This is a genomic window from Psychrobacter sp. D2 (genome assembly GCF_013608135.1).
Taxonomy (GTDB): Bacteria; Pseudomonadota; Gammaproteobacteria; order Pseudomonadales; family Moraxellaceae; genus Psychrobacter; species Psychrobacter cryohalolentis.
This window is the reverse complement of the sequence record NZ_JACDXZ010000002.1, coordinates 304,034-328,913: the sequence shown is the minus strand read 5'-3', so window position 1 is coordinate 328,913 and position 24,880 is coordinate 304,034. Positions and strand designations below refer to the sequence as shown.

The following is a 24,880-nucleotide window of genomic DNA, read 5'->3' as shown; positions in this document are numbered from 1 at the left end:
CAATAAATAGAGTTACGGCTGTGATGGCGCTGATTTATGATAATGTTCTGTTTGTTGAGGGGCTTGCGTCTCTGTATGATTGCCTTTTACTAACTGAGCTTGAGTCACGGCAGATTCATTATTTATTGATGATTGTTGTGTGACTGCTAGCTCAGCAGATTGCGCCAGTAAATCATGGGCGCGATCATTTGCATGGTACATGATGCTACGATTAATACGTACAGCAAGGTTATAGAACACTACCGCTGGAATCGCTACGGCTATTCCTAAACCGGTCATGATAAGTGCCTCACCGACCGGTCCCGCTACCTGCCCAAGTCCTGCTTGTCCGCTCATACCAATATTACGTAGGGCATGGAAAATACCCCATACTGTCCCAAACAGACCAATAAACGGTGCAATCGCTGCCGTCGTACCAAGGATAGGCAAACCACGCTCGCTAGCAAAACGGTAGCGACCAATGTGCTTTAGCAAGGTTTGCTCAGTAATCAAACGCCGCGTCGCTGCATCTGCCACGCTTAGATCTGAGCGTTTTGCCTGCATCTGCTGGCTCAAATCATCAGCAACAGTCGTCACCAATTTTCGGCTTTGTAGCACCCGAATGATGCCCGTGACCCAAGAGATGATAGATAAAGCGAGCAGTAAAAAGAACAAGGTTCTAGTCACCATATCGCTATATTGCCAGTAAGTTGTAAAGTCCATGTCAGACTCCCTAGTAAGTTGTGCCATCACATAAACCTGCAGCGACTATCGCATTTAGTCTTATCGTGAAAAGATTAGAATGTATGTTTTTATAGATGGATAATCATTAAGGTACTGCGTAGCTCACAGGCAAGGTCACATTGCCAACCACTGGTACGCCAGCATCATTCGTAAAGGGTTTAAACTTGCCTGAGCGCACTTGCCGCGTCGCTTCTTTATCCAATGCCGCATTCCCCGAAGATTGAGCGATACGCACATTATCGATCCCGCCCTGCTTATTTACCCTCAGTATCAACACTACGTTGAGCGTATCACCCGAATTTGCTCGTCGTGCGACGCGCTCAGGGAAACTGAAGTTTGGGGCTGATACCCAATTTGCCGAGCTGGCGGTAAAATTGACAGGCTCATTACTTTCAGCAGCCGCTTTAGCGGCCTCTTCTGCTTGCTTAGCCGCTCTTGCTGCTTTTTGAGCCGCGTCATTTACTGCTTGGGCACTCGCTTTAGCTTGGGCATCTCGAGCGGCTTTAGCATTTGCTACTCTTTGCGTTTCCTGAGCCTGTTGCAGCTGTGCTTCTTGCGCTGCTTTTTCCACTTGTGCTGCTACAAGTCGACGTTGCTCAGCTTGCTGATTGTTAACCTTTTGGTTATTAGCAAGCTGCTCAGATATGGCTTTATCAATGGCTGTATGCGGCTCTTCTTTCTGAATCTGTTTTTGTGACGGCTTTTCTTGAGCAATCGACGTTGTCTTTTCTTTTTTGACTAGCGGTGTAATATCAGGTTTGCGTTCTTGTACCACTGGTTGTTTTGGCGACTCTGTGACTGGCTTTGGTTTTATTATAGCCTGCGGTTTTGGCGCTGGCGCGCTTTTATCTATCAAAACCTTAGTCACTTCTTTTTCAACAGATTTCACCACTTTTTCCGGCTCTTTAGGTAACGTAGCAGGTAATGATACCAGCTCTATTTCAATAGGCGGCGTCTGTTTGGGCGGCGCGACTTTGGGTGCAGACGGTTTCATTGCCACCAATGCCACTGCCGTAAGTACGTGAAGCCCTACTACAACTAGTATCGCTATCAAGATTGATTTAAGTGGGGGCGTCTCTAAATCCGTTGAACTCATAATACTCTAGCATTTAACCGTCATAGAATGGTGGTGATAATAATGCAAACGATAATTATTATCAATAGTAAATTTCTAATATTTCAGACGGTATTGTGAATTTTTTAAGTTCAATCTAGGTCAGTATGCGAGTCTATTATAACCTGAATACACTTAGTTAATAAAAATCATTATCATCTTTATTGATAATACGTCTCAATTACTTTATGATGGCGGCTGAATTATTTATCCAATTTATAATAAAACACCGAATCATTTAACCTGCCGTTAAATGAAGATTTTTATCGAGCAGGTTGTATAAAACTGCCAAAACCCGTCCTATACCGAGTTATCTATGTCTACTACCTCATTCTCTAGCCACCGTGCTACTCCTATTTTTAAACGTCCCTTAGTAGCTGCACTCATGACAGCACTGCTTACTAGTATTACCGTAACTGGCTGTAGCGCTCCTGAATCTAATGACTCAGAACCCGCAGATAGCAACACCGAAAATAAAACCGCTGATAAAGCCAAAAATGTCGCCACTAACGAGGCGGTTTCTGTGACCACTATTAGCGTTGATACCATCAAGGGATCTGTTAATTTGGCAATCAACCCATCGCCGCTAGTGGTTTATGACATGACCTTAATGCAAGATTTGGCAGCGCTCGATGTCGCTGTTGATGGCATGCCAAGCGGTCTAAAATTGAATAATCTGCATTCAAAAACTCAACCAGATCCGAAAGAAGTCGGCACGGTATTTGAGCCAGATCTTGAAGCATTAAACGCAATGCAACCACAAGCTATCTTGGTCGGCTCGCGTATGGCAGAGAAATATAATGCGCTCTCAAGCATCGCGCCAACGCTCGATATGAGTATTGATACTGCCAATATCTATGAGTCTAGCAAACAGCGCTTGCATGATTTGGGTGCGTTATTTGGCAAAAGCGATCAAGCCTTGAAGCTGCAACAGGATATTGACGGTCTTATTGATGAGACGAAAACAGCGACCAAAGATAAAGGTAATGGCTTGGTCATCATGGTTAATGGTAATAAGTTGTCTGCTTACGGTGCTAAGTCACGTTTTGGCTTTATCCATACCGTAGTTGGCGTACCGATGGTAGATAATCAGATAAAAGACGCCGATCATGGTCAGCCGGTTTCCTTTGAATACTTGCAAAAAACCAACCCTGACTGGTTGTTTGTGATTGACCGTAGCGCGGCTATCGGTGAAGAAAGCGTTGGTGCAAAAGCCGTCTTGGACAATCCATTAGTCGCGCAAACGACAGCTTGGAAAAAATCTCAAGTGGTTTATCTAAGCCCAGATTCATACCTTGCATTTGGTGGTTATTATCAGTGGATGCAAGATTTGACCGCGATTAAAACGGCATTTAGCCAAGCAAAGTAAACATTTTTATTCGTTGAAAAACAGACGTAAGGGCCCATTCTTGCGTCTACCCTTTACGCCAGACATAAGTTAGCAGCCGTTATGCCCCTATTTTCTAATCACGCTACCAATATAGATAAAGTTAATAGCGATAAACCCCTATCTTCTGCACCATCACAACGGCAGCAGAAGATAAATGGACAGTTAAACTCTAAATCACGACACGCAAAAATAGCACCTTGGTTAATCAATACCGCAAGCTTTGTCATCATGGGAATGTTGGTATTACTAAGTTTATCTATTGGGGTTGCTGACTTTTCATGGTCAGGGATTTTACATAGCCTCATCAATCATAGTGCCAACTCAGACAGCTCACTGATGCTGGTCAGTCGTTTGCCGCGGACGATTGCTATTATTTTGACCGGTATTGCCATGGCAGTAGCTGGGATGATTATTCAAGTGGTACTCAAGAATCGCTTTGTAGAGCCGTCTATGGTCGGCGCAACTCAAAGCGCTGCCCTTGGCTTATTGGTGGTGAGTCTGTTCTTTCCGGCCAGCGCGCTAATTATAAAGATGAGTGTGGCAACCATTGCGGCAGTATTTGGCATGATGCTCTTTATGCTGCTGATTCATCGTATTCCGCCGACAGATTTCTTGATGATTCCGTTGATTGGTATTGTCTTTGGCGGGATTATTGATGCTATTACTACCTTTATTGCCTATCAAACGGAAACGTTACAGATGCTCAGCGTTTGGCAATTTGGTGACTTCTCAAGCGTGTTGTCAGGACGGTATGAGCTGTTATGGTTGACTGGCGTGCTATGTATTATCGCTTATATTATCGCCGATAAGCTGACCATTATTGGTTTGGGCGATAATATTGCTTTAAATTTGGGTATCAGTAAGCGTCATGTGACGTGGATTGGCATTGGTATGGTCGCCATGATGAGTGCCGTGGTCGTGGTGACGGTTGGCATGATTCCTTTTATTGGTTTGGTCGTGCCTAATATTGTCAGTCGCATTATGGGTGATAAGCTCAGGCGCAGCTTGCCAGCGGTAGCATTATTGGGCGCTTCAGCGGTATTACTTTGCGATATTATCGGACGCTCGATTCGCTATCCGTTCGAGATTCCGGTAGCAACTGTCTTTGGCGTGGTCGGAACGGTGGTGTTTTTATGGCTATTATTACGTGCGCCTGCTGAGTCCTAAATGAGTTAGATTAACTAAGTTATCGTTGTTTTACTTGCCATTCTCTTTTATAAGATTAGCGTATGTTTTTACCTTCTGCCTCGTCTGGTCAAACGACTAATGCTACTATTGATAGTGCTAAGAGTGCTACCACCAACCTGAACCCATTAGCAAAATTCTGGGCAAGGCTATGGTTAACTATCAGTCAACATCCTAAATCTGTTGCTGCTCTTGTTTTATTAATCAGCGCCATATTATTTTTAACCGTCAATGTCCATGGGCATTGGGACTTTGCCCTGCCACTACGGGGTAAAAAACTATTGGCGCTGATGGTGGTCGGCTACGCAATTGGCGTCTCTACTCTGCTTTTCCAGACTTTAACCCATAACCCTATTCTCACGCCCTCATTATTGGGCTTTGACTCGCTTTATGTATTATTACAAAGCGTATTGGTATTTTTCTTAGGGGCGATTAGCTTCACCAGTCTTCATCCGATGGCCAAATTTTCGCTTGAGATTGTATTGATGTTTGGCGCGTCGTTATTACTGTTTAAATTACTGTTTTCCAAAAGCAGTCAGGATTTAACGCGGCTGATATTGGTAGGGGTTATTTTTGGAGTCTTGTTTCGCAGCTTATCAGCCCTGATTGCGCGACTGATTAATCCAGATGATTTTGTGGTGGTGCAATCGGCAAGTTACGCGCAGTTTAATACGGTCAATCCGCAGCTATTAGTCATCAGTCTATTTATTTGTGTCGTGAGTGCGCTATTTATTTGGCGCTGGCGGTATCAATGTGATGTGCTCATGTTGGGTAAAGCGCAGGCAACTAATCTCGGTATTAACTATCAGCGTTTGGCATTTGGGCTATTAACCGTCATCGCGGTATTGGTCGCTACAGCTACGGCGTTGGTCGGTCCAGTGACCTTTTTTGGCTTATTGGTCTGCGCTCTAACCAATCGTATGGCGCGCCATATGTATCATAGCGAACGGCTCATTTTAGTGAGTTTAGTAGCGATGATTTGCTTGGTACTCGGTCAAACGCTCTTTGAACAAGTGCTCGGTATGGCAGGCGTATTATCCGTCGTTATTGAGCTGGCAGGCGGCTTGGTATTTTTAGCATTGATATTTATGAGCCAGCGGCGCTTGAAATAAAAACTCTAAACACTTATTAAACATTCAGCTAAAAAAGAAGCATTATGATAAAAATAACGGGTGTATCGCATCATATTGGCAAGCAGCAGATTTTGCATGATATCAACTTATTATTGCCACCGTCACAAGTCATCGCTTTAATTGGTCCCAATGGTGCCGGTAAATCGACATTATTTTCGGTGATGGCGCGGTTGCAATCATTGCAAAGCGGACAGGTTAGCTTTGCTGTAGATAATGAGGAGCGTGATATTGTTCAATGCGATGCGCGTACCCTTGCGACAACGATAGCGATGCTCAGTCAAGACAATCAAGTACAAGGGCGGCTGCGGGTGCATGAATTACTGATGTTTGGGCGCTATCCGTATCATCAAGGTCGTCCAACGGCAAGCGATCAGAAACAAGTGGCTGAGATTATCGAACGCTTTGAGCTAGAGTCCTTAGCTGAGCGTTTTTTATCTGCCTTATCGGGTGGACAGCGCCAACGCGTGCTGATTGCGATGATTGTTTGCCAAGATACGCCGTATTTATTGCTTGATGAGCCGCTAAATAATCTCGATATGTATCACTCAGGACGCTTGATGCGTGAGCTGCGTGAGTTAAGTCATAGCCAGCAAAAAACCGTCGTCATTGTCCTCCATGACATCAATCAAGCCGCCCAGTTTGCCGATACTGTGGTGACTATGAAGGACGGTCAAGTACAGGCCATTGGACGTCCTGTCGATGTCATTACCCAAGAGACCATGAAAGATCTCTATAACGTTGATGTCACTGTAATCAATCACCAAGGTCGTCCGGTAATCGTGGATGCGGCTTAAAATCGTACTTATAAGCGGCTTTGTCACTTTTAGCCCGGTTTTATCTCAGCTTTCGCAAAGATTTTAAGCGTTGCTGTCGACCTTTCCACCACAGATATACCCCAGTACCAGACAAGACGGCAACGGCTAGTCCAATCAATGCCAAGAAGATTTGATATGCCAGATGACCGACACCATGACTGATGTGTCCCATATGTAAGGTGGATAGCCATTGGTCAGCTTTATGACCAAATGAGGCGTTTTGATAAGCAAAATTTACTTTCTCAATGCTACCATCTCTTGCATTGACTGTAATTGAAGACGCACCACTTTTCTTGCCGATGTCTTGATTGGTTTTAAAGCGCATCTGCCACTGCTTATCTTCCTCAACCCAGCGAATACCCAATAATTGCTGTACGGTTAAGCCGTTTTCTTGCGCGGCAATAGTTGCTTGCTTGCTTAAATAATCGATACTATTGGCTTTATTAACAATATTAGCGGTGATCATTTCAGTGCTAACTGGCGCGCTAGATTTATCTGCTTTATTTGATTTACCTTCTTTGCCTTTGTTACCGTCAAGACCGACCACCGCTTGCATCACTGGCTTATAGATCTGCTGCAAATTAAACCCCACACTTGACCATGCAATCACAAACAGCATCAGCCACAACCATAAACCAAACGCATGATGCACATCATAATTAAGCTTAAAGGTATTGGTTTTGGTGCGGATTTTCCACGCAGGCAGCCAGCGTTTTAATAAAGACGCCCGTTTTTTAGCAGGATATTGGGGTGGCACATGAGTCTTCTTGACAGCGCGTGGCAAGGTTAAATAAAATCCAATAAAACAATTAATCGTCCAAACAAGCGCAATAATACCTAGTACTAACTTACCAATATCACCAAGCAACAACTCACGATGCAGCCAGAACACCTTCCACATGGTATTGCGCCATGCCCATTCGTCTTTATCACGCGTGCCAATGATATCCGCAGTATAGGGATTGATATAAACCTCTTGAAATAAAGGCGCAGGTTCTACCTTTACATCGCCTTTATATTTATCAACCGCAAAGACGACGGCGCGGTTAGGCTCGATTGCTACTGGCATGGTTGAAAAACTGTATTCTGGATAATGGCTAATCACCTTGTCATGCAAGGTGGCGATAGACAATGGCGGTATCTGCGCTTGCTCAACAACCGCCAAACGCTGATTAAATACCGCGTCCAGCTCATCGTGAAATGCCAATAGCGCGCCCGTTATACCAGCCATAAGTAAAAAAGCGGCCATCACAAGTCCAGTATAACGGTGAATCCATAGGCAAGTTTGGCGTGAGTTAAATGAAATCATTGATTATTATTCTTTGTTAATTTTAGCGTTAGAATAATGCGCTAAATGCTGATGTGTTAAAGACGCATAAAACGATTTAAAAAAGACATCTGGTTTAAAAAAGAGGTTTCAACATAAAAAAGCCAGCTCTTATACAAAGCAGCTGGCTTTTTTGATACTCATTTTTTACGCATGATCAGTATAAATTTAGAACTGATAGGTTAAAGATGCTTTGATATTGCGACCGGGTTCAAAGTCGGTACGCAAACCATCTGCTTGTTCTGCAAGCGAACGTGACGCATGGCTGGCATAGGTTTCATCAAAGATATTATAAACCCCAACAGTCGCTTTTAAACCCTCGACTTGTTTTGGCATATAGCTCATAAAAATATCATGCACATCATAGTTAGACTTTTCAGGCTGGGCAGATTCAGTTTTGGGCGTGATGGCAGCCACATAGGTACTGCGCCAGCCCAGCTCGGTGGTGTCTGTTGGTACGTAGGCCAAGTTCACCATATATTTATCGCCTGAGTCGGCACTGCCACCCGTTACTGATGGGATGCTATAGCCCGTTTTATCACCTTTGCTACGTGCATGGGCATAGCTTAGACCCATGCTAAAATTATCCATTTTATAGTCAGCAGCGAGCTCAATACCTTTAATTTTAAAATCTTCGTTACTATTAACAGCGCCTTGACAATCACCACCAGATTGTCCAGTGGCACAGTCTAAGCCAATTCTGTCTTTACCTGCACGCACAAACTGAATAAAGTTTTCGATATCAGTTTCAAAATATTTTCCGCTAAGTTGTAGCGCATCACCCGCTACCGTTAGGTCGCGCAATGTTTTTACGATACCAATCTCAGCATTTGATCCTTCTTCTGCTTTTAAGTCGTTATTTACATAGGTTTTGTCGCCATCTGAGTTAAAGATCGCTTGGCTCAAATCAGGGCCATTAAATAACTGGGTATAGCTGGCAAATATTTGCGTTAACGGTGCAATCTCATAGCTTGCTGCAAGCGCACCAACGACATTGTCATAAGTTTTGCCACCAGCAACAAATTCAGGCGACTCATAACGGTCGTAGCGTACGCCCGGCGTTAAGGTTAATTTGCCATTTTTCCACTGATCTTCTAGATAAATAGAGGTATTCTTGGCTTCATCGGTGCCCTTTTTAACGAAGTCGCGCTCTAGCTCAGATTCTTTTTTATAGTGTTCAATACCAGCGATTAGCTTATGGCTGCCGACATTGGTATCAATGATGCTGGTATTTTGAATTTTTGCGCCGGTGGTTTTTACGCCCGCTTCCCAGTTATAACCTGGCTTTGTCGTATAGTCGGTATCTCGTGAAATCTGCGTTTCGGTTTGATAAACATTGGTATCGACATTGACTAAGTTACTGGCAGGATTGTAGCTATAGTCTAAACCATAGGTATCACGCTTAACCTTTTGCGGTAGAATTTCATTCCAACTGCCAACGCCTGGGCTTGCTGGGAAATCTGGGCGTAATGGGAACATGCCTTCGTTTTCGGTACGGCTAAAGCTAGCCCCTACGTGATGGTCATTGGCAATATACGCACCTGCCTTTAATAAAATATTCTCGCCTTTGCTATCTTCCGTTTGGATCTTACGACCTTCGCCATCTTCACCCGCATTGGCATTACGCTGACCATAATAAGCCAGTAAGTCTATATTATCCGTTGGGGCAGCAAACACAGTTGCTGAGGTGAGCAATTCATCATTATTACTAGCATAACCTGCATGCAGTTTGGCACCGATTTTTTGTCCCGGTTTTAGTAGATCTGCGGCATCAACGGTTTTAAAAGCAACTGCGCCACCTAGCGCATCGTTACCTAGTGTCACTGAGTTATTACCGACCGATACTTCCGCTTGTTTTAGCAAATCAGGGTCAATGGTCACATCGCCCATATGATAAAACAGCGTGCCTTCTTGGCGAGCGCCATCAATAGTGACTTTTAGATTGGTATCATCCAGTCCACGTACGCGAATGCGTTGATTAACTGCTGACGTACCACCTACCGTAACACCGGGTACGACATTTAAAAAATCACTTAAGTGGCTTGCCTGCGCAGCTGGGGTATAGCCTTCAACATCAACACCGCCTTCTTGCACGCTTTCACGTACTGAGCTGTTTGCCGTCACTGTGATGGTCTGTAAGGTAGTGCTCGGCATATCTGCTGAGGTAGCAGCACTCGCCGCTTGTGCCCCTAATACTGCTGCTATGCCCATAGACAATACGGTCAATCGACTAGAAAATCTTGCTAATTTTACTTCGCGCATAACATACTCACTTTATCTAGTATAAGAATTTTAAAACTCGTTTAGGAAACCAATAATCAGTAATTTTTGCCCAAAATCACTTTCTAAAAAGCTTGATGCTTTAATGATTATTAAGTTTCATATAAGAATGACATTATTAATGTTAATGATAATGATTAGCGTTTAAATATTGACAGGCATAATAACGAAGTATTAACAATTTGGCAATATTTAAACTGAAAAATTTTCTTTTAATATCTTTGTACGATTGTATCGGCACCTGCACATCTGATGAATACCTTTAGTGTATTGCCGTCTAGATAAGTTCCACCTATATGCGGAGGCGATTATCAGCGACTGAGCAATTATTTATAAACGCTGAATATCAAAAAAAGTATTGCAATATACTGCCAATTACATATACCCTAAGATAGTTGACTATTTAGTCAGGTTTGTACATACGACTATCGGTCAGACTGAGAAAGACTGGTTATTTGCTTGCATGTATTTGCATAAGGATCATGCGACTCTGTGTTTGATACTGTGTAAACAGCTAGCTGCGATAAGGATTTATAGAGACCCTCATATGTCTCCTATTTATCAACGTAACGCTGTCTCTAAATATCTTTACAGAGCTTGGACTAAAAGTCACTTTAGGAGAAAGCCAAAATGAGTGAGCATACTCAAGGAAATCCCGATTTATTGTACGGACTGCACGACCGTCCTGCGCCTGCAAAAGCATTTTTAGGTGCGGTACAGCATGTACTCGCCGCTTTCGTTGGTGTTATTACGCCCTCATTGATTATTGGCGGTGCTTTGGGTCTAGGTGAGCATATCCCCTACCTGATCAGTATGGCGCTAATGGTATCTGGGGTTTCAACCTTTATTCAAACCCGTAAATTTGGTCCTGTCGGTTCAGGGCTAATGGCTCTGCAAGGCACCAGCTTTGGTTTTTTAGCGGCAGTGTTAGCAGCAGGTTTTGTAGTAAAAAACCGAGGTGGTAGTCCTGAGGAGATTCTCTCTGTTATCTTTGGCGTGACATTCTTAGGCGCCTTTGTCGAGATATTCTTGAGTCAGTTTATTACTAAACTTAAATCCTTAATGAGCCCTATCGTCACCGGCTGTGTCATTGTCACTATTGGTTTGTCCCTAACCAAAGTTGGTCTAACCGATCTAGCAGGCGGTGTTGGTGCAGAGAATTTCGGTAGCATGGAGAATTTGCTACTGGGCGGCGGGGTCTTAATCAGTGTCGTGCTTATTAGTATCGTACCTAACAAAGTTATTCGCTCAAGCGCTATTTTTATTGGTCTGATGTTAGGCTTGCTGGTAGCAGCATTTATGGGTCGTATTGACTTCTCATTAGTCTCACAAGCCCCGCTACTGACTGTACCTGTGCCTTTCAAGTTTGGCTTTAGTTTTGATTGGCAAGCGTTTATACCGATTGCTTTTATGTATATCATTACCAGTATCGAGACTGCTGGTGATTTGACCGCGACGTCGATGATCTCAGGTGAGCCTATCAAAGGTCCACTATATGAGAAACGTATCAAAGGTGGGGTACTAGCTGACGGTGTCAACTCTGCCATTGCTGGTATCTTTAACAGCTTCCCAGTCACTACTTTTAGCCAGAATAATGGCGTTATTCAGATGACGGGTATCGCTAGTCGCTATGTTGGCTTCTATGTCGGCGGTATCTTATTTTTTATGGGTTTATTCCCTATCCTAGGTGCTATCTTCACTCAGCTACCAAAACCAGTAGTTGGTGGTGTGACACTGTTGATGTTTGCAACCGTAGCGACTGCTGGCATTCGCATACTTTCGACCGTAAACTTCACCCATCGTAATATCTTAATCATAGCCACCTCTCTAGGTTTGGCGATGGGTGTTGCCTTTGTGCCTGATGTATTTGCACAAATGCCGCAGATGTTCCGTAATATCTTTGGTTCAGCAGTGACCGTATCGGGTATTATCGCGATTACGCTTGATATGATTTTACCAAAAAGCTTTGGTGCGGAGTTTGATACGGCTGACCAGCATGCTGAGGATGACGTGAAGCCTGCTCGTGAAGCCGCTTAAGAATCAAGGGTTAGATGATTTTCTAAGACAATGTAAAAGACTTTGCTGAGTGACAAAAGAAAAGGATTGCCTTAATGATAAAGCGCTAATTAGCAGCGATATCGTTAAAGCAATCCTTTATGCGTCAAGCCATTCATTAATAGCAGTTATTCCAATCTACCACTATTCGAGTCCGCAACCTCGTAGTATAAAAGGTATTAAGAAGTCAGCAGCGCGGGCCTCGTCTGTCTCATCATACGCGCTCTTTTGCATTAAGCCGACGATTTCTGTTTCAAACTCTGCATAGCGCTGCGTGGTTGCCCAAATCAAAATCAATAGCTGTAAAGGGTCAGCAATGGCAATTTTGCCTTGCTCATGCCATATCTTCATGACTTGTGTTTTATCCAGCGCCCAATCTTTCATCGCAGTCGACATAAAATCATGTAAATGCGGGGCACCGCCGATGACCTCTAACGCAAATAGCTTATGGCGATTTGGGTTTGCAAATGCTTGATGCAATTTGGTGCGGACGAACTTTTCGATAACGGTTCTTGGATCGCTGTCTACTGTCATCGTCACCAAGCCATCATTCCACTCTTGAATGATGGCACGCAAAACTACTTTGTACAGATTGGTCTTACTCTTAAAATAGTAATGCACATTGGCTTTTGGCAGCCCTGCTCGATCAGCGATACCTTGCATGGTGGCACCGCGATAGCTTTTCAGCACAAACTCTTCTTCAGCGGCAGTCAAAATCACCGCTTGGTTTTGGGCACGAATATCATGCTGATTGCGATGAACCACGCTCTCAGAGGCGGATGAAGCTTTTGCTTTAGAAATTTGAGTCATAGGTTGCACCATTAGACATTTATATCAGTAAGTACCATATTCTAGCGTGACTTTAAGATAAACTGTGAATAAACACACCGATTATTAGCATATCCAGTAAAAAATAAAAATATTTTGCATAAAGTAGTTGACCATTTAGTCAGGTTTAAGCAGAATGGATATATATTAACCAATTATGACTCAATCGATACTACTTTCACCTGAGTTTTCCCTGAGTTAAGTAATCAACAGACTAATATCAGCACACGATACTGTCTGTACCTTATAAATTCATATCACTCAAATGATAAATGTGTATCCGTCAACACTTTGTGTCAACAGATAAGGATATCACTGTGAGCTTATCACTATCGCAACTGAACGCCCTCTCGCAAGCCGATGCGACCTCAGAATTCCTAACGTGCTGTACCAGTAGCCAATGGGCGCAAACCTTGGCAGACGCACGTCCGTTTGCAGATATCAAAGCGCTACTGAGTGCAAGCGATGACGCGTGGCAACAAGCTAAAACGGATGAAGCTAACTTGCTAGAAGCCTTTGATGGTCACCCACAGATTGGCAATGTCGACTCATTAAAAGAGAAGTATCGCAATACGCAAGACAGTGCTGCTCATGAGCAATCAGGCGCCAATGACGCTGAAGATGCGGTACTTGAAGCGTTAGCACAAGGCAATCAAGACTATCTCGATAAATTCGGCTTTATCTTTATTGTCTTCGCAACTGGTAAAAGCGCGCAGCAAATGCTTGATCTATTGCAAGCACGCCTGCCAAATGATCGCAAGACTGAATTGCTCAATGCGGCTACTGAACAAAATAAAATCACGCGTTTGCGTTTACAAAAACTGTTAGGCGACGCTTAAATCTTGCTTTGTCTCTCTCATACATAAAAGGAATTATTATGTCAGGTACTCTTTCATCACATATTTTAGACACCCATCTTGGCAAGCCTGCCGCTGACATCGCAGTGACGTTACATCGTATTAGTGCCAGTGGCGAGCCATCATTATTGGCAAACGGTGTCACCAACGCTGATGGTCGCGTGACGCCAGATGGCTGGGCATTCAACTCAGAGATTGATATTGCCGAGTATCATTTAGATATCGGTCGCTATACGCTGACCTTTGATACCCAAGCATATTTTGATACGCAAAACCTCACAGTATTTTATCCGCAAGTGGTCATCGATTTTATGATACAAGATAACGGTCACTACCATGTGCCGCTACTGCTTAGCGCACACGGCTACGGCACTTATCGCGGATCATGATTTTATAGCTTTATGACTCGAAACCTTATAAAAACAAGGCTAAACGAGTGCTGGAAACTTTAAACACCTGACAATGAGGTCAGTGATTTAAGACCAAATGAATAATGCTGGTATCGCTACGTTGTATCACAATCTTTTATAATAACGAAGGTGAGCAAAAGTCGTTACGAGTTACCAAGATATAATAATATAAAAGGACATTGACAACATGGGTGCATATCTTCTCGATTGGCTAAGCTTATTTTTCCGCTGGTTTCACGTTATCGCTGGTGTAGCATGGATTGGCGCATCATTTTATTTCGTATGGCTAGATATGAGTCTTCAGAAGCCACCAGAATGGAAAGCCAAAAAAGGCATTTCAGGCGATCTTTGGGCAGTACATGGTGGTGGTTTCTATGAAATTGCCAAATACAAGCTCGAACCTGAAGAGATGCCAAAAACGCTGCATTGGTTTAAGTGGGAAGCCTATACCACATGGCTGACCGGTATGGCGATGCTCATTATCGTTTACTACATCAATGCCACGGCTTACTTGATTGATCCGAGCAAAGTTGACTTTGGTAGCAGCGTCGGTGCTATATCGACCAGTCTACTGTTCTTATTCGGTAGTTACTTTATTTATGAAGTCATTGTGCGCAGCAATGTCGGCAAAAATAAACTGGCTTTCAGTATCACTATCTTTGTACTCATGATTATCGCCACTTGGGGCTCATACCAGCTGTTTAGTGATCGTGCATCCTTTATCCATGTCGGTGCCATTTTAGGTACTATCATGGCAGGTAACGTCTTCTTCGGTATTATGCCAGCTCAGCGCGCACTTGTAGATTGTGTACGCCGCGGCGTAAAACCAGGTCCAGAAGTCGCAGATTTGGCATTGATGGCCAGAAATCGCTCATTGATGAATAACTACTTTACCTTGCCGCTTATCTTTATCATGATTAGTAATCACTATCCAATGATGTATTCACATGCGCATGGTTGGTTGATATTGGTATTCATTGGTGTCATCACGGCAACAGCTCGTCATTACTTCAACGAAAAACACTTGGGTCGCCATAGACCAAAATTCTTAGTAATTCCTGCGATAGCAACCGTACTATTGATTATCTGGATGCGTCCAGCACCTATCGAGCCATTACCAGTTTCTCCAATCAAGACGCCTGCTGTCACTGAAGTAGCACCGACAGATACACCGCCTGCTGCTGTCACTCAAGATACAAATACGGTAGCACCTGCTACTGCTACAGAGGCTGATCCCAATGCGGTTGCTGGCGGAACTGCCGCTACCGACGAAGTAATAGCTGTTGCTCCTTCAGCTGACGACGCTATCATGAAAGTAGTAGAAGCAAAATGTAGCGTTTGCCATGCGGCACAACCAACACAAGCTGGATTTAATGCGCCGCCAGCGGGTATTATTATCCAAACCCCTGCAGACATAAAAACTCATCAAGCTAAGATTGTGACTGCCGTACAAAGTGGCTATATGCCACTGGGTAATATCACTCAGCTAAGCGATGAAGAGCGCCAACAACTGGTCGCTTATGCTTCAGGGTTATAAATGAGCATTCTAGACAAAGAAGAGTAAACGCTGATCAAACAATTATCTTGACCAATGAGCTAGACATCCTTAAAGTGTTAACAATAAACATTAATAAGTGTTAACAATGTTTATTTCGATTGATTTCAATCTAAAGGGAGAAAAGGATGTCCACTGCGAATGAGCAAGGAAGTCAGCTCAGTACTCAATCCAATAGCGCGCTCTATGATTGCAATACCTTTAATCCAGAACGCAAAAATTCAAGATTATATAATGAAGATCTTGCCCCACTACAGCCTGAACAGCGTAATTGGGGCTGGTTTGCGATATTTAATGTTTGGTCCAATGATATTCAGAGCTTATTCGGTTATACCTTAGCGGCCTCCTTATTTTTGAGTTATGGACTGAATGGGTGGTGGGTCATGGCAGCGATTATCTGCTCAGGATTTATCGTCATGCTGATGGTTAACTTAACTGGTAAACCCAGTGTCAAATATGGCATCCCTTTTCCAGTCTTGATACGTGCCAGCATGGGTATCAATGGCGCTAACTTACCTGCCATCTTACGCGCTATTATCGGTATCTTTTGGTACGGGGTGCAGACCTACTTTGCCTCAACTGCAGTTGCCATTTTGTTGACTATTGTCATAGGTAGCCCAGATACGACATTTTTAGGCTTGAATAGTACCGCTTGGATTGCCTTTGTTATCGTTTGGGTATTTCAGATTTTACTGTTTTGGGCAGGCATCGAGCCGATCAAGCACTTTTTGAATTGGGCAGGACCGCTAGTCTATGTCGTTATGGTCATCCTGATGGCCGTCATCTGGTATCAATCAGGTTCTGAGTTGTTACCTGCGATTAACTCTATCTTCGCTAGTGGCAGCGATTATAGTGGAAATTCCATACAGGCATTTACTGCTATCGTCGGTACGATGGTTGCTTATTTCGCAGCAGTCGTCATAAACTTCGGTGACTTCTCACGATTTTTGCGTAGTGAGCGCGATATGCGCTTGGGTAACTTACTCGGTCTACCCGTCAACATGGTATTTTTCTCGTTTATCGCTTTGGTCATTACCGCTGGAACCTTAGTAATATTTGGCGAAGCATTGACCAATCCATCGGATATTGTTGATCGCGTGGATTCTCTACCCTTGACCATTATTGCAGCGCTGACCTTCTTTGCCGCAACCGTCGGTATCAATATGGTTGCAAACTTTATTCCCCCTGCTTACGATTTGGCTAACTTATTTCCTAAGCATATTAACTTTCGCATGGGCGGTTTAATTACTGCTGTTATCGCCTTTTTCGTTGGTGCATTGTGGTTATCATTCATCAGTAAGATCGGTATTGTCGGTTTTGTAAATACTATTGGTGCGGTCATCGCTCCATTCTTTGGTATCTTAGTCATCGATTATTACCTAATTAAACGTCAACATATCGATATGAATGACTTATTTTCCGCTCAACCAACTGGTGCTTATTACTACTACAAAGGCTGGAACATCCGTGCGCTTATCGCCTTTGCAATCGGCGCTTTATTCTCTATCGCCACGGTATTGATACCCGCACTGACTAAGCTTGAAGGTTATGGTTTCTTATTAGGCGCGGCAATAGGTGGCATCGTGTATTGGGTATTGATGCGCCCTTATGCAGTAGATCCTGACACCATAGTAGAATAAGGCGGTGAAGTCAGAAAGATGAAGTGCAATAGTAGAATAAAAAATAGTTATTACATTTCTAATAGATCTATTACTCTGTTTTTATAAAGGATAAAACACCATGAAAAAAAAGATAACCAGCGACTTTGATCAAGCCGCTTATCCACGCGATTTAAAAGGCTATGGCGACCATCCACCCAAAGCCAATTGGCCGGGCGGCGCTAAGATTGCCGTACAGTTTGTGCTAAATATCGAAGAAGGCGCAGAGAACAGTGTCTTGCATGGTGATGGTCAGTCAGAACGTTTTTTATCAGACGTTTTAGGTACGCCAGAATTTAACAACCGCCATCAGTCGATTGAATCCGCCTTTGAATATGGTAGCCGAGTGGGTGTTTGGCGCGTACTAGATACTTTTAAAGAATATGGTTTACCTATTACTACCTTTACTTGTGCAGCCGCTGCCGAAAAAACACCGCATATTGTCGAGCGCATTCTAGAAGATGGTCATGAGATTGCCAGTCACGGATTGCGCTGGATAACCTATCAATATATGTACCGCGAGACCGAGCGTGAACATGTACGCCGCGCCACTGAAATATTTGAGCGGATGGTCGGCAATCAGCCTCTTGGCTGGTATACCGGTCGCGATAGCCCAAATACTCGCGAGCTGGTCGCAGAACAAGGCGGCTACATTTATGACTCTGACTCTTATGCTGATGAGCTGCCGTACTGGCTCAATGTTAAAGTAGAAGAAGGCAACAAAATTGCTCGCAAACCGCATCTGGTCATTCCTTATACGCTTGAGACCAATGACATGCGTTTTTCTTCAAGTCCTGGGTTCACCAATGCTGAACCTTTTTATCAATACTTAAAAGACAGCTTTGACACTCTATATGAAGAAGGTCAAGACACTCCCAAGATGCTAACCATTGGTTTGCATTGCCGCATCATTGGTCGTGCTGGTCGCATTAAAGCGCTCAAACAGTTTTTACAATACATCACCAGTAAACCCGACGTTTGGATCTGCCGCCGCGATGAAATCGCCAAGCACTGGTATGAAAATCATCCAGCCACGGCTGATAACACCGCCAACTGGATGTAGCCGTAACAACAATCATAAGACGTATCATCATATTAATAAGCACGTACGTAGTAGCAACCACGTAAGCTGACGGATGATACGCTCAAGGTGGTTGATACCTGAGTGCTGCAATTGCTTAAAGATGACATCTTATGTCCGGTATTTTCTTATCTCAAATCGAGCTATAACTGAATAAATTGCTAGAACAAATAAATAATATTGCTAATTAATCTAAAGGTGAACTTATGAAAACTACAATCATTGCTAAACCTTTAACTAAAGCTGCTTTTGCGCCTTATGGCTCAGTGATTGAGCCTTATGATGATCAAGAAAAGTGTCCTGAAAACAGCTGGGATATCAATCGTGGCTTTGCGTGTCGTCATAATGCCATCTCAAAAGTCACTCATGATGGCGGAGAAGTCGGTTTTAGTATTTTCCGTACTAAAAGACGTGACTGCCCTATTACGTTATCGGTGATGGAATACCATCCATTTGGCACGCAAGCGTTCTTTTCTATGAATGGCACAGACTATATAGTCGTTGTGGCAAAAGCTGGCGATGCGCCTAAATCAGCTGATGATTTAGAAGTGTTTTATGCTCATTCGCATCAAGGTGTACAGTATGATGCCAATGTTTGGCATCATCCGCTACTGGCGCTAAAAGCGGATTGTGACTTTTTAGTGATTGATCGTATCAACGGCGAAGGTAACAATTGCCATGAATTCGAGATTGATGATTGGGAAGTTTGCATTGATATCTCTGTTGAGCAAGCTAAAAATCAGGCTTAATGGCTATCGTCAACTGATGAATAATTATGCTAATGTCAGAGCATTAATCATATAAAAAATCAAAGGTTCAGACACAAATTTATCGCGGCACTAAACCCCTAAGGAACACGAACCATGACAACAAAAAGTACTTATTACGCACCAACTGGCGGATTGCCTCCACAAACACAATTACTATCCGATCGCGCTATCTTCACTGAAGCTTATGCGATTATTCCTAAACGTGTACTAACCGACATCGTGATCAGTTATCTACCTTTTTGGACAGGCATGCGGATGTGGGTACTTGCCCGTCCACTGTCAGGTTTCTCTGAAACCTTCTCACAATATATCGTCGAAGTTGCACCAAATGGCGGCTCAGAAAAGCCTGAGCTAGATGCAAATGCCGAAGGTGTCGTATTCATCGTTGAAGGTGAAATGGATATGACTATTGAAGGCGTGTCGCATCATCTTGAAGCCGGTGGTTATGCATTTTTACCACCTGGCTGCAAATGGACGCTGAAAAACAATAGCGATAAGCACGTTAAATTCCATTGGATACGTAAAGCCTATCAGCACTGTGAAGGTATTGATGTGCCTGAAGCGTTTGTAACTAGCGATCACGATGTTGAAGCTATTGAGATGCCGGGTACTGATGGCGTATGGACAACCACCAGGTTTACCGAGCAGTCTGATATGCGTCACGACATGCATGTGAATATCGTGACGTTTCAACCAGGTGGCGTGATTCCATTTGATGAAACGCATGTTATGGAACATGGTTTGTATGTATTAGAAGGTAAAGCCGTCTATCACTTGAACGGTGAATGGGTAGAAGTTGAAGCAGGTGACTTTATGTGGCTGCGTGCATTCTGCCCACAATCTTGTTACGCTGGCGGACCGGGTCCATTTAGATACTTACTATATAAAGATGTGAATAGACATATGCCGTTTATTCGTCCAGTAAAATAAGCAATATAAAGGCATAGTCGTTCATTCGAATCTATCATTCATTGTTCTTTCGAACACCAGCAAAATTTTTAATAGTAAAGCCAGCTCATTACGATTAGCTGGCTTTTTATTTTTATGCTGAAGTTCATATTTTTAAGCAGCGCTTTAATCAAGCAATGCTAAAACATTCATCACTTTACTTGTTTTTTATGTACTACTGTACTAGAATACTGAAACAAGATAGCCACTTACCTTTTTTTTATTAAGATTAAATATTATGAGCACTGACCCTTATCGTAGCTTGTTGACGCATTTAGCCCATTGCAATGACAGTAATGATATCGATGAGCTATTAACAGCGCTACTAACGACTAAAGAGCAACACGAGATTGCCAATCGCATCTGTATTTTTGATTTGCTCGAGCGTGGTATCACCCAGCGTGACATATCCGAACAGTTGGGCGTTGGCATCGCAACGGTCTCTCGTGGCGCCAAAGCCATGCAAATTCACGATGTAAGTGCACTGCTAGCCACCCACAGACAAGACAATTAACGCCAAGAATATTAGCTGAATTTATTTTGTAAGACCTATTTGAATTACTTTGGACCTCGTTATGACCTCTCCTACACTACAATATGACCAGCCTGCTGCTATTGATATCCCAAGCAAGCCGCAGCGGATAAAGCTGACGCAAGATATTGATTTTTTCGCGCTATTTAAACGTATTGAACGGGTTTTCGATACTTGTTATTTGCTCGAATCCTTGGGTGAAGACAGCCATATGTCACGTCACCATGCCATTGGTTTTGATCCGGTGATGACCATTGCAGCCATTGACCGCACTACCCTTGCCATTACCGATAATAAAACCGCTGAAACCAAAAATTATCAGACGGATAATCCTTATCAGCTTCTACGTACTATTACTCCGCAGCACGTTATTGCTCGTGAGCAAAGTGGCGGTCTTGTCGGCTATCTAGGCTACGACTGTGTCAATTTCTTTGAGCCAAGTCTCAATGCCAAGCCAAGCGATGATTTTGAACCTTTCAAATTTGGTATCTATCTAGACGGCTTGACGCTCGATAAAATGACCGGTGAAATTTTCTATTTTTATTACCCAACCGCTCAGCAAGACAATCGCATCGAGCAAATCAAAGCCTTACTTGATGTACCTATCCCAAACTATAAACCGCCTACCGTAGAGTTTTTAGGTGATGGTATGAGTCAAGAAGAGCATGCTAAAGTCGTCATGCAAGTCAAAGAAGACATCATCTCTGGGCGCATCTTTCAATGTGAAGTCGGCTTTAAATCCAAATATCGTATTGCGGGCAATAAGATGCCAATTTATGAAAAACTACGGGCGGTCAATCCATCACCGCATATGTATTTTATGAAATTTGCTCAGCAGTGCATCATCGGTGCCTCACCTGAATTGCTACTTCGCTTGCGTCAGGGCGAGATGGAGACCTATCCGCTCGCAGGTACAGCTAAGCGCGGCGTTGATGTTGCCGAAGACCGCAAACTTGCGCGTGCCCTACTGAATGATGCCAAAGAGATTGCTGAGCACAATATGCTGGTCGATTTGCATCGCAATGATATCGGACGCGTCGCACAATTTGGTACGGTAAAAGTGCGTAATTTGATGGATATCAAACGCTTCTCACACGTACAGCATATCTCTTCTGAAATCGTCGGTATTCTGCATCCCGATGAGGATATGTTTAGCGCACTTGCCAGCAACTTCCCTGCCGGCACCTTGTCAGGCGCACCAAAAGTTGAAGCGATAAAAGTCATCAACGAGCTTGAACCAGATGGTCGTGGTGCTTATGGCGGCGCATTAGGATCCTTTAACTTTAACGGTGATTGTATTTTTGCCATTCCTATTCGCAGCTTATTTATCAATGGTGAATCGGCCTATGCACAGACTTGTGGCGGCAATGTGTACGACTCCAATCCTGCTGATGAATATCTAGAAATCCAGCGTAAGCTTTCTGCTATGAAAGTGGTACTAGACAGCTTTATGAACCCATAACCACATATAATTTATCAAAGAGTTGGCTACCCATGAATGTTTTAATTATCGATAATTACGACTCATTTACCTTTAACCTTTATCAATATATCGGTGAGATTTTGCAGACGATGGACAGTGATAAACAAGCAAATGTCATCGTCAAGCGTAATAATGAAATCACCTTAGCAGACGTACAAGCGATGAGTCTTGACCGTATTATTATCTCACCCGGTCCTGGGTCACCTGATGATCCTGCCTATTTTGGCATTTGTGCCGAAGTGATTGAAGTGATGGGCAAAACGACGCCACTATTAGGCGTTTGCTTAGGCATGCAGGGCATTGCTCATGTATTTGGCGGTGATGTGATACGCGCCAGTGTACCGATGCATGGCAAGGTTTCAGCCATTCGTCATGATGGTGCGGGCATTTATAATGATTTGCCGCAGGAGTTAGAAATCATGCGCTATCACTCATTGATGGTACAAGCAGATACACTACCAAATTGTTTGACTGTCACAGCTGTCGTCGCTAATGATGAACATAATGATTTAGATTTGACTGAATCGGCGCTGGCTGGTGATGAGATAATGGGTGTGCAGCACAAAGACTATCCGATTCAAGGCGTGCAGTTTCACCCAGAGTCATTTGCGACCGAAGGTGCCAAGCGTTTATTGACGAATTTTTTACTTCAGGTGTAAATCACGATGCTTAAGCTGGTTTGGAGGATATGACGTTAAAGGGTAATAAGCTGAAGTGAAGCCTGCACCTAAATCAAATAAATTGCATTTTATGCCTAACTGACTTGTGTTAGTACTTAATTGACGCTTTAATGATAGACTGAAAAAATAAACAAAAGGCAGCCTTTAATCAGGTTGTCTTTTATTATTTCAGCATATTATTAAGTAATCAGCCAGAAGGCTTGGACCGCTTATTCTTTGAACCTGGTAACAAATAAAAATAGAGAGCAATATGGCACATACCGATAGCACAATGTCAGCACGGCAGTCATGGATAGGCACCATTCAAATCATTACAGCCGCTGTCTGCTGGGGTACTTTAGGGATATTCTCAACCTATCTCAACCAAATCGGCTTTAGTGGCTGGCAAACGACCATTTTACGTATCGTGACCGCCGCTCTTATTATCCTCGTTATGCTGCCAAAACTATGGCCACAGCTAATAAAGTTGCGTCCAAAACAGTGGCTCGGACTGGCACTACAGTCGTTGATTGGTGTACTCGGCATGTCGGTTTGCTATTTTTTTGCCGTTATCTATGTCGGTGCTGGTCCTGCAGTCGCCTTGCTATATACTGCGCCCGTTTTTAGCTTATTATTTTCAGCATTCTTGCTTAATGAATCCATTACTCGGCAGTCAGCCCTACTGGCACTCATGGCAGTATTTGGTGTCGGCTTGACGATGTTAGGTGAGCAGGCGCAAGTCAACTGGGGTATTGCATTGGGTTTATTATCAGGCGTATGTTATTCCCTATACGGGGTATTGGGTAAGCGCGCTATGCATGACGCGCACCCTGCTCCTTTAGTATTTTTTACCTCTATTATCATCAGTGCTGGCATACTGCTACTACTACCTGAAACCTATAACACTTATGGACAATTACTAACCTTACCCTTATCTACTTGGGGCTATGCATTAGGATTGTCTTTGATTGGAACCGTCGTACCCTTTGCACTTTATATGAAGGCATTAGAGAAGCTCCCTGCCACCCGTGCATTAGTGTTTACTATCTTTGAGCCTCTAACCGCGATTGCTTTGGCAACGCTATTACTGCATCAATCATTATCTTGGATTCAATATGTCGGCGTCATACTCATTCTGCTAGCAGCTTTATTTAATGCTGTGCTAAATGGTACTACTACTCGCGTACCACGTTGGCTAAAAAGACGGGAAAGGATTTAGTCGATATCCTATAATCACTTTTAATAGCCTTAGGTTTCTTTCTGTTGAATCAAAAAAAGCCCCTACTATGAATATAGTTGGGGCTTTTTATTTAGCATCTTTCAAGCTTATTACTGTTCAATACGCTGTAAAAACGCTTGCGTACGCGGATGCTTGGAGTCCTCGAATAACTGCTTAGCACTGCCCTCTTCGACAATTTTGCCATCTTCAATCAAAACCACATGATCAGCGACATCACGGGCAAAATTTATTTCATGAGTAACAACAACCATCGTCCAACCTTCTGATGCCAGCTGTTTCATGGTTTCAAGCACATCTTGTACTAGCTCAGGATCAAGCGCAGACGTTGGCTCATCGAATAGTAGTAAAGACGGCTCAATCGCCAATGCACGAGCAATACCAATACGCTGCTGCTGACCACCCGATAGCTGAAACGGATAGAGATCTGCCTTATCAGACAAACCCACTTTATCGAGTAATGCTAATGCCTGCTCACGTGCTTGCGCTTTACTTTGCCCTTGTACCACCGTAGGTCCAAGCATTAAGTTTTCGATGGCTGTCTTATGTGGAAATAAATTATAAGATTGAAACACCATACCCGACTTACGTTGCAGCGCAAGTAAGGTTTTTTTCTTAGGTTTAGTGGCAAAATCGACCGTCAGGCTGCCATCATCAAAAGCGATGATACCTTGATCTGGAATTTCAAGCGCATTCAAACACCGCAAAAACGTCGTCTTACCAGAACCTGATGGTCCTAATATGACCACCACTTTGCCCTTTTCGATGGTCAAGTCGATACCTTTAAGCACTTGATTGCTCCCAAAGGCTTTATGAATATTGGTGACTTGAATCATAAGA

General features: G+C 43.4%; 22 protein-coding genes. 16 read left to right on the top strand and 6 right to left on the bottom strand.

Going from position 1 to position 24,880, the window contains the following annotated elements; all coding sequences use genetic code 11:
* Positions 1-12: 12 nt before the first annotated feature.
* Both H0262_RS04100 and H0262_RS04095 read right to left on the bottom strand, forming a co-directional pair.
* Positions 13-702 carry a MotA/TolQ/ExbB proton channel family protein gene (locus H0262_RS04100; protein WP_181209784.1) on the bottom strand — a complete coding sequence of 230 codons (690 nt, stop codon included), beginning with the start codon at positions 700-702 and terminating at the stop codon, positions 13-15.
* 106 nt (positions 703-808) lie between these two features.
* Entirely contained in the window at positions 809-1,819 is a 1,011-nt protein-coding gene (locus H0262_RS04095; RefSeq protein WP_181209783.1) for a TonB family protein, read from the bottom strand.
* Positions 1,820-2,153: 334 nt separating this feature from the next.
* On the opposite strand from H0262_RS04095, the gene H0262_RS04090 reads away from it, so the two are divergent.
* The 4 genes from H0262_RS04090 to H0262_RS04075 all read left to right on the top strand — a co-directional run bounded on the left by H0262_RS04090 (position 2,154) and on the right by H0262_RS04075 (position 6,339).
* Complete coding sequence (locus H0262_RS04090) at positions 2,154-3,206, top strand: siderophore ABC transporter substrate-binding protein (protein WP_181209782.1); 1,053 nt, start codon at positions 2,154-2,156, stop codon at positions 3,204-3,206.
* A gap of 81 nt (positions 3,207-3,287) precedes the next feature.
* Complete coding sequence (locus H0262_RS04085; protein ID WP_181209781.1) at positions 3,288-4,394, top strand: ABC transporter permease; 1,107 nt, start codon at positions 3,288-3,290, stop codon at positions 4,392-4,394.
* A 62-nt stretch (positions 4,395-4,456) separates the two neighbouring features.
* Complete coding sequence (locus H0262_RS04080; RefSeq protein ID WP_181209780.1) at positions 4,457-5,524, top strand: iron chelate uptake ABC transporter family permease subunit; 1,068 nt, start codon at positions 4,457-4,459, stop codon at positions 5,522-5,524.
* A gap of 44 nt (positions 5,525-5,568) precedes the next feature.
* Entirely contained in the window at positions 5,569-6,339 is a 771-nt protein-coding gene (locus H0262_RS04075; protein WP_181209779.1) for an ATP-binding cassette domain-containing protein, read from the top strand.
* Between the two features lie 40 nt (positions 6,340-6,379).
* Here H0262_RS04075 and H0262_RS04070 read toward each other — a convergent pair whose 3' ends face one another.
* Both H0262_RS04070 and H0262_RS04065 read right to left on the bottom strand, forming a co-directional pair.
* The gene (locus H0262_RS04070) at positions 6,380-7,669 is read right to left on the bottom strand and encodes a PepSY domain-containing protein (protein WP_181209778.1); all 1,290 of its coding nucleotides are present in this window, start codon (positions 7,667-7,669) and stop codon (positions 6,380-6,382) included.
* Positions 7,670-7,855: 186 nt separating this feature from the next.
* The gene (locus tag H0262_RS04065; protein ID WP_181209777.1) at positions 7,856-9,949 is read right to left on the bottom strand and encodes a TonB-dependent receptor domain-containing protein; all 2,094 of its coding nucleotides are present in this window, start codon (positions 9,947-9,949) and stop codon (positions 7,856-7,858) included.
* Positions 9,950-10,597: 648 nt separating this feature from the next.
* Between H0262_RS04065 and H0262_RS04060 the strand changes: the two genes are divergently transcribed.
* Positions 10,598-12,004: a uracil-xanthine permease family protein gene (locus H0262_RS04060; protein WP_011514233.1), complete on the top strand. Its 1,407-nt coding sequence runs from the start codon at positions 10,598-10,600 to the stop codon at positions 12,002-12,004.
* Positions 12,005-12,166: 162 nt separating this feature from the next.
* Here the strand turns inward: H0262_RS04060 and H0262_RS04055 are convergent, their stop codons facing one another.
* Positions 12,167-12,832 (bottom strand): TetR/AcrR family transcriptional regulator, encoded by a 666-nt coding sequence (locus H0262_RS04055; RefSeq protein ID WP_011514234.1) that lies wholly within the window; start codon positions 12,830-12,832, stop codon positions 12,167-12,169.
* 335 nt (positions 12,833-13,167) lie between these two features.
* Between H0262_RS04055 and uraD the strand changes: the two genes are divergently transcribed.
* The 11 genes from uraD to H0262_RS04000 all read left to right on the top strand — a co-directional run bounded on the left by uraD (position 13,168) and on the right by H0262_RS04000 (position 24,022).
* A complete protein-coding gene (gene uraD / locus H0262_RS04050) occupies positions 13,168-13,689 on the top strand; it encodes a 2-oxo-4-hydroxy-4-carboxy-5-ureidoimidazoline decarboxylase (protein ID WP_310502980.1) in 522 nt (173 codons plus the stop codon).
* A gap of 38 nt (positions 13,690-13,727) precedes the next feature.
* Positions 13,728-14,096 (top strand): hydroxyisourate hydrolase, encoded by a 369-nt coding sequence (uraH, locus tag H0262_RS04045; RefSeq protein WP_181209775.1) that lies wholly within the window; start codon positions 13,728-13,730, stop codon positions 14,094-14,096.
* Between the two features lie 208 nt (positions 14,097-14,304).
* On the top strand, positions 14,305-15,654 hold the full coding sequence (locus H0262_RS04040; protein ID WP_181209774.1) for a urate hydroxylase PuuD: 1,350 nt from the start codon (positions 14,305-14,307) through the stop codon (positions 15,652-15,654).
* Positions 15,655-15,800: 146 nt separating this feature from the next.
* Positions 15,801-17,312 carry an NCS1 family nucleobase:cation symporter-1 gene (locus H0262_RS04035; protein ID WP_181209773.1) on the top strand — a complete coding sequence of 504 codons (1,512 nt, stop codon included), beginning with the start codon at positions 15,801-15,803 and terminating at the stop codon, positions 17,310-17,312.
* Between the two features lie 100 nt (positions 17,313-17,412).
* On the top strand, positions 17,413-18,393 hold the full coding sequence (gene puuE, locus H0262_RS04030; RefSeq protein WP_011514239.1) for an allantoinase PuuE: 981 nt from the start codon (positions 17,413-17,415) through the stop codon (positions 18,391-18,393).
* Positions 18,394-18,617: 224 nt separating this feature from the next.
* A complete protein-coding gene (locus tag H0262_RS04025) occupies positions 18,618-19,160 on the top strand; it encodes an ureidoglycolate lyase (protein WP_181209772.1) in 543 nt (180 codons plus the stop codon).
* Between the two features lie 114 nt (positions 19,161-19,274).
* Positions 19,275-20,111 (top strand): bifunctional allantoicase/(S)-ureidoglycine aminohydrolase, encoded by an 837-nt coding sequence (locus tag H0262_RS04020; protein ID WP_149409246.1) that lies wholly within the window; start codon positions 19,275-19,277, stop codon positions 20,109-20,111.
* A gap of 256 nt (positions 20,112-20,367) precedes the next feature.
* Positions 20,368-20,643, top strand: a complete 276-nt coding sequence (locus tag H0262_RS04015) for a Trp family transcriptional regulator (protein ID WP_011514242.1) — start codon at positions 20,368-20,370, stop codon at positions 20,641-20,643.
* A gap of 61 nt (positions 20,644-20,704) precedes the next feature.
* A complete protein-coding gene (locus H0262_RS04010) occupies positions 20,705-22,123 on the top strand; it encodes an anthranilate synthase component I family protein (RefSeq protein WP_181209771.1) in 1,419 nt (472 codons plus the stop codon).
* 32 nt (positions 22,124-22,155) lie between these two features.
* Positions 22,156-22,803 carry an aminodeoxychorismate/anthranilate synthase component II gene (locus tag H0262_RS04005; protein WP_181209770.1) on the top strand — a complete coding sequence of 216 codons (648 nt, stop codon included), beginning with the start codon at positions 22,156-22,158 and terminating at the stop codon, positions 22,801-22,803.
* A 271-nt stretch (positions 22,804-23,074) separates the two neighbouring features.
* Positions 23,075-24,022 carry a DMT family transporter gene (locus tag H0262_RS04000; RefSeq protein ID WP_181209769.1) on the top strand — a complete coding sequence of 316 codons (948 nt, stop codon included), beginning with the start codon at positions 23,075-23,077 and terminating at the stop codon, positions 24,020-24,022.
* Positions 24,023-24,132: 110 nt separating this feature from the next.
* Here the strand turns inward: H0262_RS04000 and H0262_RS03995 are convergent, their stop codons facing one another.
* Positions 24,133-24,876: an amino acid ABC transporter ATP-binding protein gene (locus tag H0262_RS03995; RefSeq protein ID WP_011514246.1), complete on the bottom strand. Its 744-nt coding sequence runs from the start codon at positions 24,874-24,876 to the stop codon at positions 24,133-24,135.
* Positions 24,877-24,880: the final 4 nt, after the last annotated feature.

Bases quoted from the DNA above. Each gene is read 5' to 3' on its own strand.
- H0262_RS04075 (WP_181209779.1), top strand. From the start codon at position 5,569: ATGATAAAAATAACGGGTGTATCGCATCATATTGGCAAGCAGCAGATT.
- H0262_RS04095 (WP_181209783.1), bottom strand. From the start codon at position 1,819: ATGAGTTCAACGGATTTAGAGACGCCCCCACTTAAATCAATCTTGATA.
- H0262_RS04040 (WP_181209774.1), top strand. From the start codon at position 14,305: ATGGGTGCATATCTTCTCGATTGGCTAAGCTTATTTTTCCGCTGGTTT.
- H0262_RS04010 (WP_181209771.1), top strand. From the start codon at position 20,705: ATGACCTCTCCTACACTACAATATGACCAGCCTGCTGCTATTGATATC.
- H0262_RS04025 (WP_181209772.1), top strand. From the start codon at position 18,618: ATGAAAACTACAATCATTGCTAAACCTTTAACTAAAGCTGCTTTTGCG.
- H0262_RS04015 (WP_011514242.1), top strand. From the start codon at position 20,368: ATGAGCACTGACCCTTATCGTAGCTTGTTGACGCATTTAGCCCATTGC.
- H0262_RS04100 (WP_181209784.1), bottom strand. From the start codon at position 702: ATGGACTTTACAACTTACTGGCAATATAGCGATATGGTGACTAGAACC.
- H0262_RS04000 (WP_181209769.1), top strand. From the start codon at position 23,075: ATGGCACATACCGATAGCACAATGTCAGCACGGCAGTCATGGATAGGC.
- uraH (WP_181209775.1), top strand. From the start codon at position 13,728: ATGTCAGGTACTCTTTCATCACATATTTTAGACACCCATCTTGGCAAG.
- H0262_RS04055 (WP_011514234.1), bottom strand. From the start codon at position 12,832: ATGACTCAAATTTCTAAAGCAAAAGCTTCATCCGCCTCTGAGAGCGTG.
- H0262_RS04035 (WP_181209773.1), top strand. From the start codon at position 15,801: ATGTCCACTGCGAATGAGCAAGGAAGTCAGCTCAGTACTCAATCCAAT.
- H0262_RS03995 (WP_011514246.1), bottom strand. From the start codon at position 24,876: ATGATTCAAGTCACCAATATTCATAAAGCCTTTGGGAGCAATCAAGTG.
- puuE (WP_011514239.1), top strand. From the start codon at position 17,413: ATGAAAAAAAAGATAACCAGCGACTTTGATCAAGCCGCTTATCCACGC.
- H0262_RS04060 (WP_011514233.1), top strand. From the start codon at position 10,598: ATGAGTGAGCATACTCAAGGAAATCCCGATTTATTGTACGGACTGCAC.
- H0262_RS04080 (WP_181209780.1), top strand. From the start codon at position 4,457: ATGTTTTTACCTTCTGCCTCGTCTGGTCAAACGACTAATGCTACTATT.
- H0262_RS04020 (WP_149409246.1), top strand. From the start codon at position 19,275: ATGACAACAAAAAGTACTTATTACGCACCAACTGGCGGATTGCCTCCA.
- H0262_RS04070 (WP_181209778.1), bottom strand. From the start codon at position 7,669: ATGATTTCATTTAACTCACGCCAAACTTGCCTATGGATTCACCGTTAT.
- H0262_RS04085 (WP_181209781.1), top strand. From the start codon at position 3,288: ATGCCCCTATTTTCTAATCACGCTACCAATATAGATAAAGTTAATAGC.
- H0262_RS04005 (WP_181209770.1), top strand. From the start codon at position 22,156: ATGAATGTTTTAATTATCGATAATTACGACTCATTTACCTTTAACCTT.
- H0262_RS04090 (WP_181209782.1), top strand. From the start codon at position 2,154: ATGTCTACTACCTCATTCTCTAGCCACCGTGCTACTCCTATTTTTAAA.
- H0262_RS04065 (WP_181209777.1), bottom strand. From the start codon at position 9,949: ATGCGCGAAGTAAAATTAGCAAGATTTTCTAGTCGATTGACCGTATTG.